Below are 12865 nucleotides of genomic sequence, written 5' to 3'. Positions count from 1 at the left end.
GGGCGCGCATGAAACACCGGCGGATCACCACCGATCCACCTCTCAATCCGATTCACAACCGTAACAGACCGAATCCGGAAAATCCTTCAACAACCTGATATCGCTGAAGGATCACGCCAGCCAGCGGGCAATGCGGTCCATCGCCTCGATCATGTCGGCTTGCGCGCCCGCATAGGAAAACCGCATGGCGCGGTGTCCTTCCAGCGGATCGAAATCCAGGCCCGGTGTTGCCGCAACATTGATCTCGGCCAGCATCTTGCGGGCAAAATCCATGCTGTCATTGGTGAAGCGGCTGACATCGGCATAGGCGTAGAAGGCACCGTCCATCGGCGAGGCGATGGAAAAGCCGATCTCCGGCAGACGCTTCAAGAGCAGGTCGCGATTGGCGGCATAGGACGCCTTGTAGACGTCAAGCTCGGCCTCGCAGCCAAGCGCTGCTTCCGCCGCGATCTGCGACAGTTCCGGCGGCGAGATGTAGAGGCTCTGGGCGATGCGCTCAAAGGCGCGTACCTGCGTTTCCGGCAGCACCATCCAGCCGATCCGCCAGCCGGTCATGCAGTAATATTTCGAGAACGAGTTGATGATCACCGCTTCGTCGGTCACTGCAAGTGCCGTCGTCTCCTCGCCCGCGAATGTCAGGCCGTGATAGATCTCGTCGGAGATGAAGGCGATGCCGCGATCATGGCAATAATCGGCGAGCGCCTTCAGCCCCGCCCTGCCCGTCACGGTTCCGGTCGGATTGGCGGGGCTTGCAAGCAGCACGCCGTTCAGCGGTTTGCCGGCTTTTGCCGCCGCTGCCTCGAGGTTTTCCGGCGTCAGCGTGAAGCCGCTTTCGGCATTCGCCTCGACTTCGACGACGGTCAGACCGAGCGCTGCCAGGATATTGCGATAGGCCGGATAGCCCGGCCGGGCGATGGCAACGCAATCGCCGGGATCAAACAGCGCCAGAAAGGCCAGATTGAAGCCAGCCGACGAGCCGGTCGTCACCGCAACGCGCTGCGGGTCGATATCGACGCCATAACGCGTCCGGTAGTGCCGGGCGATCGCCCCCCTCAAAGAGGACGTGCCGAGCGCATCGGTATACCCCAACCGGCCGTGACCGAGCGCCGTTCGTGCCGCCTCGAGCGCCGCGCTTGGTGCCGGATGGCTCGGCTGGCCCACGGCCATGGAGATCACCGGATATCCGGCCTCACGGCGCTTGGTGGCTTCGGCCAGAACGTCCATGGCATGAAAGGGTTCGACGGAACTGCGGGCAGAAAGCGGCTTCAACGGCATATCCTCGGTGTTTTCGACATGTCAGCGCATGTGCCTGATCGCAAAGGCCTTCACAAGTCCGAGAGCGCCGCATTTCCGCCGATTTTGCAGTTTCGTTTGGCGCTGTGCCGCCTTATGCTTGCAGGAGAAATTCTGTTGTCTTTCAAACAAGCCTGTTGACCCGGCCTTAGCACTTGAACGACAGACTGCACCAACGAAAGACAACGAGGACATCATGGCATTCAATGCTCGCAAAATCATCGCCGCTTCGCTCGTATTGCTGACGGCGAGCGCTGCTGCTTCTCCGGCGGCCTATGCGCTGGATGCCAAGCAAAAGCAGGAAATCGGCGATTTCATCAAGGAATATCTTGTCGCCAATCCGGAAATCCTGCTGGAAGCCCAGCAAGCGCTGAAGAAGAAGCAGGCCGACGCGCAGCTGCAGCAGGCGGAAGCCGCCATCAGCGACAATGAGAAATTCATTTTCCAGTCGCCCTACGACGTCACGCTCGGCAACCCCAATGGCGACGTCACCATCGTCGAGTTCTACGACTACAATTGCGGCTACTGCAAACGCGCCCTGTCCGACATGGAAACCATCCTCGAAAAGGACAAGAACGTCCGCTTCGTGCTGAAGGAACTGCCGATCCTCGGCCCGGATTCGATGGCCGCGCACAAGGTCAGCACCGCCTTCCGGGCGATTGCGCCTGAGAAATACGGCGACTTCCATCGCGCCCTGCTCGGCGGCGAGGACCGCGCCAACGAAGAGACGGCGATGGCCGTTGCCACCGGCCTCGGCGTGTCCGAGGCGGACATGCGCAAGAAAATGGCCGAGAACACCCAGGACGACGCGGTCAAGGAAGTCTACACGCTTGCCAACAGTCTCGGCATTACCGGCACGCCTTCATACGTCGTCGGCAAGGAAGCCGTTTACGGTGCCGTCGGCGCCGAGGAAATCGAAACCAAGGTCACCAATGTCCGCACCTGCGGCAAGACCGTCTGCTGAGCCCGCTTTTTCCGGCAATACAGCCGGTTATCGCTTGTGGACAAATTCCCCGGGTGGCCAAAGGGCTTTTCCTTGGCAGGCCATCCGTCTATAGGTAACGCTCGATTATCGGACCCGATCCCTTATGCCATCGACTATTTTCGTGCTGAACGGCCCCAACCTCAACGCGCTCGGCAAACGCGAGCCCGGTATCTATGGTGGGCAGACGCTGGCCGACATCGAGGCGATGTGCGTGGAACATGGCAAGACGCTCGGTCTCGAGGTCGTCTGCCGCCAGAGCAACCATGAAGGCGATCTCGTCGACTGGTTCCATGAGGCTGGCAATGTGGCTCAAGGCATCGCCATCAACGCCGGTGCCTATACGCACACGTCGATCGCGCTGCACGATGCGGCAAAGGCAATCGGCATTCCGGTCGTCGAAGTGCACCTTTCCAATGTTCATGCCCGCGAGGAATTCCGGCACAAATCGATGCTGGCTCCCGCCGCCAAGGGCGTGATCTGCGGTTTCGGCGCCGACAGTTACATTCTCGCGCTCAATGCGCTAAAGACACTCACGAAACACACGAAATAAAAAGAACACGAGGCTCACATCCATGGCTGACAAGAAACCCGGTATCGACCAGACGCTGATCCGCGATCTCGCCAACATCCTGAACGAAACCGATCTGACCGAAATCGAAGTGGAGCAGGACGACCTGCGTATCCGCGTTTCGCGTGCCGGTACGCCGCAATACGTGTCGGCTCCGGTTCCGGTCGCAGCACCGGTTCAGGCCGCTTCCGCCGGCGTTGCCGCGGTCTCCGCTGCGGAAACGGCGAGAACGTCGAAGAACGCGGTTACCGCGCCGATGGTCGGCACTGCTTACCTTTCGCCGGCTCCCGGCTCGCGTCCCTTCGTCGAAGTCGGCGCCACCGTCAAGGAAGGCCAGACCATCCTGATCATCGAAGCCATGAAGACGATGAACCAGATCCCGGCGCCGCGCTCGGGCAAGGTCACCGAAATCCTCGTTGAAGACGGCGCGCCGGTTGAATACGGCGAAGCGCTCGTTGTCATCGAATAGGCCGCACAGATGATTTCAAAGATCCTCATCGCCAATCGCGGCGAAATCGCCCTTCGGGTGCTGCGCGCCTGCAAGGAGCTCGGCATCGCGACGGTTGCGGTTCATTCGACCGCCGACGCCAATGCCATGCATGTGCGGCTTGCCGACGAAAGCGTCTGCATTGGCCCGCCGCCGTCACGCGACAGCTATCTGAACATCCACCAGATCGTTGCAGCCTGCGAGATCACCGGCGCCGATGCCGTGCATCCGGGCTACGGCTTCCTGTCGGAAAATGCCAAGTTCGCCGATATTCTCGACGCGCATGGCATTACCTTCATCGGACCGACCGCCGATCACATCCGCATCATGGGTGACAAGATCACGGCCAAGGAAACCGCCAAATCGCTCGGTATTCCGGTCGTGCCCGGTTCGGCCGGCGAGGTAAAGCCCGAGAACGCGCTGGAGATCGCCCGTGAGATCGGTTTCCCGGTCCTCATCAAGGCAACGGCCGGCGGTGGCGGACGCGGCATGAAGGTGGCGAAGAACGAAGAGGAATTGTCGGAGGCCGTGTCCACGGCGCGTTCCGAGGCGCTGGCCGCCTTCGGTAACGATGCCGTCTATATGGAAAAATACCTCGGCAAGCCGCGCCATATCGAAATCCAGGTCGTCGGCGACGGTGAAGGCAATGCCATTCATCTGGGCGAACGCGATTGCTCGCTGCAGCGCCGCCACCAGAAGGTCTGGGAAGAAGCCAATTCACCGGCGCTCAATGTCGAGCAGCGGATGAAGATCGGCGAAATCTGCGCCGACGCCATGCGCAAGCTGAAATACCGCGGCGCCGGCACGATCGAGTTCCTCTACGAAAACGGCGAGTTCTTCTTCATCGAGATGAACACCCGCCTGCAGGTCGAGCATCCGATCACCGAAGCGATCACCGGCATCGACCTCGTGCACGAGCAGATCCGTGTCGCCTCCGGCGGCGGCCTTTCGGTGACGCAGGACGAGATCGTCTTTTCCGGCCATGCCATCGAATGCCGCATCAATGCCGAGGACCCGCGCACCTTCGTGCCCTCGCCCGGTACGATCACGCATTTCCATGCGCCCGGCGGTCTTGGCGTTCGCGTCGATTCCGGCGTCTATCAGGGCTACAAAATCCCGCCCTACTACGACAGCCTGATCGGCAAGCTGATCGTGCATGGACGCACCCGCGTCGAATGCATGATGCGCCTGCGCCGTGTTCTGGACGAGTTCGTCATCGACGGCATCAAGACGACGCTGCCACTGTTCCAGGACCTGATCAACAACCAGGACATCGCCAACGGCGACTACGATATCCACTGGCTGGAAAACTATCTGGCCGAACCGGCCGAATGAGGTTTTAGAGCCTCATTCCTTTAATACGACCCATTCTGCTGGAAGGAGTTTTGGCTAGGACCAAGGCGGCTGGTGAAGAGCGCAGCAAAAGCTGCGGTCAAGACGGCAGCCGCCGGTAATAGCCAAAATTCATCCAGCCCTTCGGGTCAGCTGAAAACGGCCGTCCACTGCGTCGGATGGCTTGACCGATGGTGTCGGCATCACTCTGCGCCGTCCTTCTTGTGGAACGGCCGTTTTGAGCCGACAGAATGGATCGTATTAAAGGAATGAGGCTCTAAATGAAGGGAACCCGCAGCAGGCAACCGGACATTACACCGGATTTGCTGTTGCGGGCCTACTCCATCGGCCTGTTTCCGATGGCAGACAGCGCCGATGATCCGGAACTCTTCTGGGTCGAGCCGGAATTGCGGGGCATCATCCCGCTCGACGATTTCCACATCTCCAAAAGCCTTGCGAAAACCATCCGCCGCGCGCCCTTCGATATCCGTTACGACACGGCCTTCGAAGAGGTGATGAAAGGCTGCGCCGCCCCTGCCCCGGACCGCCCGACCACCTGGATCAACGCCAGTATCCGTTCGCTCTACGCGACGCTGCACGGCATGGGACACGCGCATTCCGTCGAAGCCTGGGACGGCGGCGAGATCGTCGGCGGGCTCTACGGGGTCTCGCTCGGCTCGGCCTTTTTCGGCGAGAGCATGTTTTCGCGCCGCACCGATGCCTCCAAGATCTGCCTCGTGCATCTGGTCGAGCGCCTGCGCGCCCGCGGTTTCAAACTGCTCGACACGCAGTTCACCACCGAGCACCTGAAAAGCTTTGGAGCGATCGACGTGCCGAAGGCGCGTTATGAGAAAATGCTGGCGCGGGCGATTGCGTCACCGCATCTGAAGTTTTGAGAAGCAGCCGTGTCGCTATAGGCGGGCGACACTCATCCCCCGCATATGACAAAGGCCCCTCATCCGCCCTGTCGGGCACCTTCTCCCCGCCTGCGGGGAGAAGGAACCAGCGGCAAACTCCGTCGTCCCCTCTCCCCGTTTACGGGGAGAGGGTTAGGGTGAGGGGCAACCCAGCGGAAAATATCTCGAGCTTTATCGCAGCTTCATCAAACCCGCTTCAGTCTCCCCCAAGACCGCAGTTGCGATAGAACGCAGCATGGCGCGCCGCTCGCGGGCAAGCGTTTGCGCCGCCTTTACCAGCCGGGTGCCATGCGGCGCCTGGCGGGATGCACGCAGGTATCCAGAATGAAAGCTTGGATGCCACCGCCCCAGGCAACGTTGACGGAAGCCGATCAACTGCCCGTCGTCATAGGCGCCGATATGGGCAAGGCTGCGCGACAGGATATTCCGAAAAATCGCTGGGTATGCGTTTGCCCCAAGCAGCGGCCCACAGCGCATTCACCTGGTCACTACAGGCAAGGGGATCGGTGCGCAGCTCGATGGTCAACGGCGATCCCGAAACCTTTACTGCTTGGCAGCCGCATCCGGCGGCGGCAGGTCCGACTTTGCCTTGCAGCTGTTCAGCCAGACGTCATAGACCGGGTGCTCGACGGCGTTGAGGCCCGGGCTGTCGGCAAACATCCAGCCGGTGAAGATGCGGCGGATCTTGCGGTCGAGGGTGATCTCGTCGACCTCGACGAACGTGTCCGTCTTCGGGGCCTCGGTGTCGTCGCGGCTGTAACAGACGCGTGGCGTCACCTGCAGGGCGCCGAACTGGACGGTTTCGCCGATATAGACGTCGAATGTGGTGATGCGGCCGGTGATCTTGTCGATGCCGGAGAAAACCGCGACGGGATTGTTGATCCGCGCAGCCTCCGCAGCCGTTGTCGTGGAGAGAAGCGAGGCACCGGCAATCGCGAACAGGGCAGCTGCCGCAAACATCCGGCGCATCTGAATTCGCTGACTTGAAACTACCATTAACGCCCGTCTCCCGCGCGATTCCCGATCACAGTGCCGGGTATCAGGCGCTAAACATCAAATGTGGCCGAGGCATGATGCCTGCGGTGCAATCAACAAGCCCGGAAAAGACCCTGTGTGCAAATTCGGCTCAGGAGCGCGGTGTCCAGGCATCATAGTCGCCGGTGACGCGCGGCCGCTCGCCGGTACCGCTGATCGAGCCCGGCGGCCGGTAGGCCTGGGCCGAGCCGGTACCGTTGGGCTGATGCGGTTTTTGCCATTCGCGCGGCTTGTAGCTTTCATCGGCCGGCGAAACGTCGGTGCGGTGATGGATCCAGCCGTGCCAGCCCGGCGGGATGGCGGACGCGTCGGCATAACCGTTGTAGATCACCCAGCGGCGCGTGCGGCCTTCGGAATCCTTGCCGCCCTGATAATAGACGTTGCCCGCATCATCCGAACCGACACGCGTGCCGAAGCGCCACGTGTGGAAACGGGTGCCGATCGTCTGTCCATTCCACCAGGTAAAAATCTGCAGCAGAGACTTCATGATGTCCGTCCTTGGCCGCTGCGCCAACGGCAGCGGGTACGATAAAGATCTGATCCGCTTATGCCGCGCGGCCTGCGGATTGTCCAGTGATTCCGTTGCCGGAGCGTCATTTCAACCGGATCTTGAAGCCGAGATGGGAAGGTTCGAAACCGACACGTTCATAGAAGCGGTGTGCATCCCGGCGCTCCCTGTTCGACGACAGCTGCACCTTCGAAAGCCCCAGGCGGCGGGCCTCACCGATGGCAAAGCGCATCATCGCCTCGCCGATCCCCCTGCCGCGCATGTCCTGGCGCGTCTGCACCGCCTCGATCATCATGTTCGAGCTGCCGCGGCCGACAAGCGTGGTCAGGATGGTGGTCTGGAAGGTTGCGACGACCTCGCCGTCCAGCTCTGCGACATACAGCGTCTCGCTGGGCGTTGCCGCGATGCGCTCAAATGCCGCGAGGTAATCGGCGAAGGCAGCCGGGTCATTGGTATCGCCGTGGCCGCCAATGGTATCGGCTGCGAACAGCGCGATCACATCCGGCAGATCGTCCCGCTCCGCCGTCCTGATCGACACCGCCAATTCTGTTTCGCGCATTTCGTTGGATTCCCCGTTTCGTCCCGAGGCTTGCCAGCGGATGAAGAAGAAAATGTGACAACGTGCGGTATTGCGGCTGCCCGAGATTCAGCCGAGCGGCTTTTCCATGACGATGGTGGCAATGCCCCAGGTCGCGGCACCGGCGCCTGCTCTGACGAAGCCATGCGCTTCGTAAAAGCCGATGGCCTTGGCGTTGTTTTCCTCGACCTCGACCTGGATCGTGCCGGCATAGGGAAAGCAGGTTTCAAGCTCGGCGAAGATATCGCGGGCAATTCCCTGCCGCTGAAACTGCGGCAGGACATAGAGCTGATGCAGCACCGCCGTCTCGTGCAGGGTTTCGGACATGGACGCAAAGCCCATGCCGGCGATCACCTTGCCGTCGTCGGCAACGAGGAATTCGCCGTTCTTGCGCTGGAGATTGGCCTTCAGCGCCGCAACTGAGTGCCACTTGGCCGTCATCTCGTTGATCTTCTCGACACCGTACTGCGCGTCATAGGTCGCGTGCGCGGTCTCGCCCAGAAGCGCCGAGACTTTCGCCAGATCGCGCTCGGTGGCTGTGCGGACAAAGAACATGGTTTGGGCCTTTCAATCGCAATTCCGGACGGAAAACCGCTTCACACTTTTCCTGGAATTGCTCAGTCCTCGATGCCGAGCTTGGCCTTGACCAGCGCCTGCACGGCCTGCGGATTGGCTTTGCCGCCGGTGGATTTCATCACCTGGCCGACGAACCAGCCGGCAAGTGAGGGCTTGGCCTGAACCTTGGCGACCTGATCCGGGTTGGCAGCGATGATTTCATCCACAGCCTTCTCGATGGCGCCGGTATCCGTCACCTGCTTCATGCCGCGCGTTTCGACCAGCTCCGCCGGATCACCGCCCTCGTTCCAGACGATTTCGAACAGGTCCTTGGCGATCTTGCCGGAGATGACTTCGGACTTGATAAGGTCGAGGATCGCACCCAGCTGAGCGGGAGAAACCGGAGTCTCTTCAATGCCTTTGCCGGCTTTGTTCAAGGCACCGAGCAGGTCGTTGATCACCCAGTTGGCGGCGATCTTGCCGTCGCGTCCGGCAGCCACAGCCTCGAAATAATCGGCGATCGCCTTTTCCGAGACGAGCACGGAAGCGTCATAGATCGACAGGCCGAGATCGCGCACGAAGCGCTCTTTCTTGTCGTCGGGCAATTCCGGCAGATCGGCCTTCAGCGCCGCGACGAAGGCATCGTCGAATTCCAGCGGCAAAAGGTCCGGATCGGGAAAATAGCGGTAGTCATGCGCGTCTTCCTTGGAGCGCATCGAACGGGTCTCGCCCTTGTTCGGATCGAACAGGCGGGTTTCCTGATCGATCGAACCGCCATCCTCCAGAATGCCGATCTGGCGGCGGGCTTCGTATTCGATCGCCTGGCCGATAAAGCGGATGGAGTTGACGTTCTTGATCTCGCAGCGCGTGCCGAAATCCTCGCCGGGGCGGCGCACGGAGACGTTGACGTCGGCGCGCATCGAGCCTTCGTCCATGTTGCCGTCGCAAGTGCCGAGATAGCGCACGATCGACCGCAGCTTGGTGACATAGGCCTTGGCCTCATCGGAGGAGCGCATGTCCGGCTTGGAGACGATTTCCATCAGCGCCACGCCCGAGCGGTTCAAATCGACATAGGACATGGTCGGGCTCTGGTCGTGCATCGACTTGCCGGCATCCTGTTCCAGATGCAGCCGTTCGATACCGATTTCGATATCCTCGAACTGGCCTTGACGATCCGGACCGACCGAAATCACGATCTTGCCCTCGCCGACGATCGGATCCTTGAACTGGGAAATCTGGTAGCCCTGCGGCAGGTCCGGATAGAAATAATTCTTGCGGTCGAAGATCGAGCGCTTGTTGATCTGCGCTTTCAGGCCAAGACCGGTGCGCACCGCCTGCTTGACGCATTCCTCGTTGATCACGGGCAACATGCCGGGCATGGCCGCATCGACCAGCGAGACGTTGGAGTTCGGCGCGTTACCGAACGTCGTCGACGCACCCGAGAACAGCTTCGAATTGCTCGTCACCTGGGCATGGACTTCCAGGCCGATGATGACTTCCCAATCGCCGGTGGCGCCTGGGATATAGCGTTTCGGTTCGGAGATGCGGACGTCGACGAGGGTCATGGAATGCTCTTCTGTAAGCTTAAAATCGTGTTTCTCTGGGTAGAACAATTGGCTATGGCGTGCAAGGCTTGTCGCACGCGATGGCCATGCAAACCCGGCGAGGACCGCACGTTTGCAGTCCGTTCAGACCTGCCTGCCAAATTGAAACCATGACAACAAGCCAGACCATCGTCCTGATCATTCTGCTGATCAACATCATCACCTTCTGCACCTTCTGGTGGGACAAGGACGCCGCCCGTGAAGGACATTGGCGCGTGCCCGAAAGCAGACTGCTCGGCCTGGCGCTGATCGGCGGCAGCCTTGGCGCTGTCGCGGGACAACAGTTGCTTCGCCACAAAACCCGGAAAGAGCCGTTCCGCACCGAGCTCATGCTGATCGTCACCCTTCATATCGCCGGGCTTGCGGCATGGCTTTCAGCCCCTCTCTGGTTTCCATACGCCCTCGCTTTCGTGCGGTAATCGCGGCCCCCAGCCTCCTGATTGTTTCATCCGGCTTGACATGAAACCCTATTCGTAACTATTATTATTACATGAAAAGAAACAGCCGCCTTTCCGCAGTGCTGCATGCGCTGCTGCATATGGCAGAGCGCGATCGCCCGATGACATCGGAAGAGCTCGCAGCCTGCCTCCACACCAATCCCGTCGTCGTCCGGCGCACCATGGCCGGGCTGCGCGAAGCCGGGCTCGTCACCTCCGGCCGTGGCCATGGCGGCGGGTGGACGCTCGCCCGGACACTCGAAGACGTCACCATGCGCGACATCTATGCAGCCCTTGGCGAACCCATGCTGTTCCAGATGGGCAATGTCAGCGAAAGCCCCGGCTGCCTCGTCGAGCAGGCGGTCAACCACGCCCTGGACGACGCCTTTCGTGATGCCGAAGCCATGCTGATCGCGCGGCTGGGCGAAGTGACGCTTGCCATGCTTGCAGAAGACTTCAAGCGGCGCTTTGCCGAGCATAGAGCCGCACTGAAACAACTCGGCTGACATTTGCCATCCCTCGTCGTTCGCTCACCGGCTTCCCTCTCGGGCTTCCGGCCGGCGAAGCCATGAAAGGAAAGACCATGCAACAGGACGCAATCATCATCGGCGGCGGTTTTGCCGGATTGTCCGCCGCTTACATTCTGGCCCGCGCACGGCGGCGCGTGACGATCATAGACAGTGGAACACCACGCAACCGGTTTGCCGCGCATTCGCATGGCGTGCTTGCCCATGATGGCAAATCGGGAGGAGAGATTCTCGCTGAGGCGCGGGCGCAACTGGCAGCCTATCCGACCGTAACCTTCATCGAAGGCGAGGCTCTCGCTGCGGAAGGCGTGATCGACGATTTCCATGTTCGTATTGCGAGGCAGGACAGCATCGCCACGCGCCGTTTGCTTCTGGCTGGTGGGGTCGAAGACCGCCTGCCCGATATTCCGGGCCTGAAGGAACGCTGGGGAAAGACCGTGCTGCATTGCCCCTATTGCCATGGCTACGAAATCGGCGGCGGCCCGCTCGGCGTACTGGCAACACATCCGATGTCGGCGCATCAGGCAGCCGTGGTTGCCGATTGGGGTACCGTCACCCTGTTTACCAACGGCATGCCGGAGCCGGACGAGGCGGCCTTCGCCCTTCTCGAAAGGCGCAAGGTCAGCCTGCAGGCGGGTCTTGTCAGCGCCATCGAGACGGGCAAAGACAACATGCTGCGGGTCCGGCTGGCAAATGGGCGAAGCGTCGAGGTCAAGGCGTTGTTCGTCGGACCGGACCTGCATATCCGCGGCACCATCGCAGACACCCTCGGCTGCGCGCTGGAGGAAAGTGCGGCCGGCAAGATCCTCGCCACGGACGCCATGAAGGCCACCAGCATCGCAGGGGTCTATGCCGCCGGCGACATTGCCCGCGCCTTCGGCAATATCACGCTCGTTTCCGCCGACGGCGTGACGGCCGGGCTGGGGCTTCATCAGTCGCTGATGTTCTCAGCGCGTTCTTGACGGCACACTCCTCTTTCGCTTAAAAAGTAGCCGTCCTTATGGAGTTTTTATGTTCTCCTTGTCTGAGATTGCCTGAGGGCCCTGCCCGCAAATTTCCTTTTGCGCGCACGGGCCGGAAAACGAAGCCCTGACGTTCGACAGAACGCCAGACCCGTTTTCATGCGTTCAACCGAACGCCTTTCGGATCTCACCATCAATGGACATTTCACGCGACGAACAGCGTATTCTTCACCTCATGGCCCAGGGCGGCCGCATCGAAATCATCCGCTCCAACGGAAAAACGATCGGCGAGGCAAAATGCTTCACCCGCGACGGCTGGCTCTATCCCGATTTCGGGCTGGAACTGTTTCGCAAGCTGAAGCGAAAGAAGGCCATCTCCTCCTCCGGCGGCAAACCCTACCGGATCACCCAACGCGGCCTCGTTCTCGTAAGAGCGCAGCTGAACAACCGCTGACGAACATCCGGCGAGAGCAGGTGAACGCTCTCGCCGGATATCACCGCACTCTTCTCAGATGGGCCGTCAGAACCATTGCCGGTCGGCTGGAGCGGCAGGTGCCTCCAGCAGCTTCGTCATGCCGATCGACTCGACATCCCTGTCGAGCTTCGGTGCATAGGCCGTCGAAAGCGAGCTGATCGCATATCCGTGCTTGCGAAAGAATCCGATGGCCTGGGCGTTCTGGGCATGGGTCTTGATGGTGGCGGCCTCGAAGCCTTCGGCCAGTATCCGGCGCTCGACCTCGGTGAGCAGGAGGGACCCGAAGCCGCTGCGCTGCAGCGCGGGCCTTATCCAGAGATCGGAGATCGTCCCGTCATTGTCTTCACGGGCGGCCCAACCGGCAACACTGCCCTCATTGCCGATGACGCTGACGGAGAACCAGCGCGATCTGAGGAAGGACAGAAACGACAGTTCCGCGACACGGCGCATGCCCTGCGCGTCGGCAAGGCCGGTGATGGCCTGTTCCCAGGCATCGAGCCCGATGGCCGCAAGGGCTGGAATTTCATCTTCGCGCGCAAGGCGGACGATCATCATGCGGCGTCTCCTGTCCACCGCAAGTAGAGCATCAGCGCTGCTGTTTGG

The 12865-nt window shown here is 60.9% G+C and carries 16 protein-coding genes and 1 pseudogene; 9 read left to right on the top strand and 8 right to left on the bottom strand.

Features of this window, described 5'->3' with window-relative positions:
* Window positions 1–111: 111 nt before the first annotated feature.
* Entirely contained in the window at window positions 112–1275 is a 1164-nt protein-coding gene (locus ADU59_RS08285) for a pyridoxal phosphate-dependent aminotransferase (protein ID WP_068953516.1), read from the bottom strand.
* 214 nt (window positions 1276–1489) lie between these two features.
* Here ADU59_RS08285 and ADU59_RS08280 point away from each other — a divergent pair, with 214 nt between their 5' ends.
* From ADU59_RS08280 to aat, 5 genes are all read left to right on the top strand, one after another.
* A complete protein-coding gene (locus ADU59_RS08280) occupies window positions 1490–2257 on the top strand; it encodes a DsbA family protein (protein WP_068953514.1) in 768 nt (255 codons plus the stop codon).
* A gap of 124 nt (window positions 2258–2381) precedes the next feature.
* Window positions 2382–2828, top strand: coding sequence for a type II 3-dehydroquinate dehydratase (gene aroQ / locus ADU59_RS08275; RefSeq protein ID WP_068953512.1), 447 nt, complete (start codon window positions 2382–2384; stop codon window positions 2826–2828).
* Between the two features lie 22 nt (window positions 2829–2850).
* On the top strand, window positions 2851–3315 hold the full coding sequence (gene accB / locus ADU59_RS08270) for an acetyl-CoA carboxylase biotin carboxyl carrier protein (protein ID WP_068953510.1): 465 nt from the start codon (window positions 2851–2853) through the stop codon (window positions 3313–3315).
* 9 nt (window positions 3316–3324) lie between these two features.
* Window positions 3325–4668, top strand: coding sequence for an acetyl-CoA carboxylase biotin carboxylase subunit (gene accC / locus ADU59_RS08265; protein WP_068953508.1), 1344 nt, complete (start codon window positions 3325–3327; stop codon window positions 4666–4668).
* A 278-nt stretch (window positions 4669–4946) separates the two neighbouring features.
* Window positions 4947–5561: a leucyl/phenylalanyl-tRNA--protein transferase gene (gene aat / locus ADU59_RS08260; protein WP_068953506.1), complete on the top strand. Its 615-nt coding sequence runs from the start codon at window positions 4947–4949 to the stop codon at window positions 5559–5561.
* Window positions 5562–5753: 192 nt separating this feature from the next.
* Here the strand turns inward: aat and ADU59_RS31135 are convergent.
* The 6 genes and pseudogenes from ADU59_RS31135 to gatB all read right to left on the bottom strand — a co-directional run bounded on the left by ADU59_RS31135 (window position 5754) and on the right by gatB (window position 9822).
* Window positions 5754–6108 (bottom strand): annotated as a pseudogene (locus tag ADU59_RS31135) (GNAT family N-acetyltransferase).
* Between the two features lie 17 nt (window positions 6109–6125).
* Window positions 6126–6542 carry a DUF2155 domain-containing protein gene (locus ADU59_RS08255; RefSeq protein WP_244506371.1) on the bottom strand — a complete coding sequence of 139 codons (417 nt, stop codon included), beginning with the start codon at window positions 6540–6542 and terminating at the stop codon, window positions 6126–6128.
* Window positions 6543–6708: 166 nt separating this feature from the next.
* The gene (locus tag ADU59_RS08250) at window positions 6709–7104 is read right to left on the bottom strand and encodes an NADH:ubiquinone oxidoreductase subunit NDUFA12 (RefSeq protein WP_068953502.1); all 396 of its coding nucleotides are present in this window, start codon (window positions 7102–7104) and stop codon (window positions 6709–6711) included.
* A 106-nt stretch (window positions 7105–7210) separates the two neighbouring features.
* Window positions 7211–7684: a GNAT family N-acetyltransferase gene (locus tag ADU59_RS08245; RefSeq protein WP_068953499.1), complete on the bottom strand. Its 474-nt coding sequence runs from the start codon at window positions 7682–7684 to the stop codon at window positions 7211–7213.
* Window positions 7685–7771: 87 nt separating this feature from the next.
* Entirely contained in the window at window positions 7772–8257 is a 486-nt protein-coding gene (locus tag ADU59_RS08240; protein ID WP_068953497.1) for a GNAT family N-acetyltransferase, read from the bottom strand.
* Window positions 8258–8319: 62 nt separating this feature from the next.
* Window positions 8320–9822: an Asp-tRNA(Asn)/Glu-tRNA(Gln) amidotransferase subunit GatB gene (gene gatB, locus ADU59_RS08235; protein WP_068953495.1), complete on the bottom strand. Its 1503-nt coding sequence runs from the start codon at window positions 9820–9822 to the stop codon at window positions 8320–8322.
* A 149-nt stretch (window positions 9823–9971) separates the two neighbouring features.
* Between gatB and ADU59_RS08230 the strand changes: the two genes are divergently transcribed.
* From ADU59_RS08230 to ADU59_RS08215, 4 genes are all read left to right on the top strand, one after another.
* Entirely contained in the window at window positions 9972–10280 is a 309-nt protein-coding gene (locus ADU59_RS08230; RefSeq protein WP_068953494.1) for a DUF1294 domain-containing protein, read from the top strand.
* Window positions 10281–10351: 71 nt separating this feature from the next.
* Complete coding sequence (locus tag ADU59_RS08225; RefSeq protein WP_068953492.1) at window positions 10352–10804, top strand: Rrf2 family transcriptional regulator; 453 nt, start codon at window positions 10352–10354, stop codon at window positions 10802–10804.
* A gap of 77 nt (window positions 10805–10881) precedes the next feature.
* Window positions 10882–11787 carry an NAD(P)/FAD-dependent oxidoreductase gene (locus ADU59_RS08220; protein ID WP_068953490.1) on the top strand — a complete coding sequence of 302 codons (906 nt, stop codon included), beginning with the start codon at window positions 10882–10884 and terminating at the stop codon, window positions 11785–11787.
* Window positions 11788–11983: 196 nt separating this feature from the next.
* Window positions 11984–12241, top strand: a complete 258-nt coding sequence (locus tag ADU59_RS08215; protein WP_068953488.1) for a YjhX family toxin — start codon at window positions 11984–11986, stop codon at window positions 12239–12241.
* Between the two features lie 66 nt (window positions 12242–12307).
* On the opposite strand, the gene ADU59_RS08210 is transcribed toward ADU59_RS08215, so the two are convergent.
* Window positions 12308–12817 carry a GNAT family N-acetyltransferase gene (locus tag ADU59_RS08210; protein WP_068953486.1) on the bottom strand — a complete coding sequence of 170 codons (510 nt, stop codon included), beginning with the start codon at window positions 12815–12817 and terminating at the stop codon, window positions 12308–12310.
* Window positions 12818–12865: the final 48 nt, after the last annotated feature.

It is taken from the genome of Pararhizobium polonicum (assembly GCF_001687365.1).
In the GTDB taxonomy this organism is placed as follows: Bacteria; Pseudomonadota; Alphaproteobacteria; order Rhizobiales; family Rhizobiaceae; genus Pararhizobium; species Pararhizobium polonicum.
Note: the sequence above shows the minus strand (reverse complement) of the source record. Positions and strands in the feature narration are given on the sequence as shown.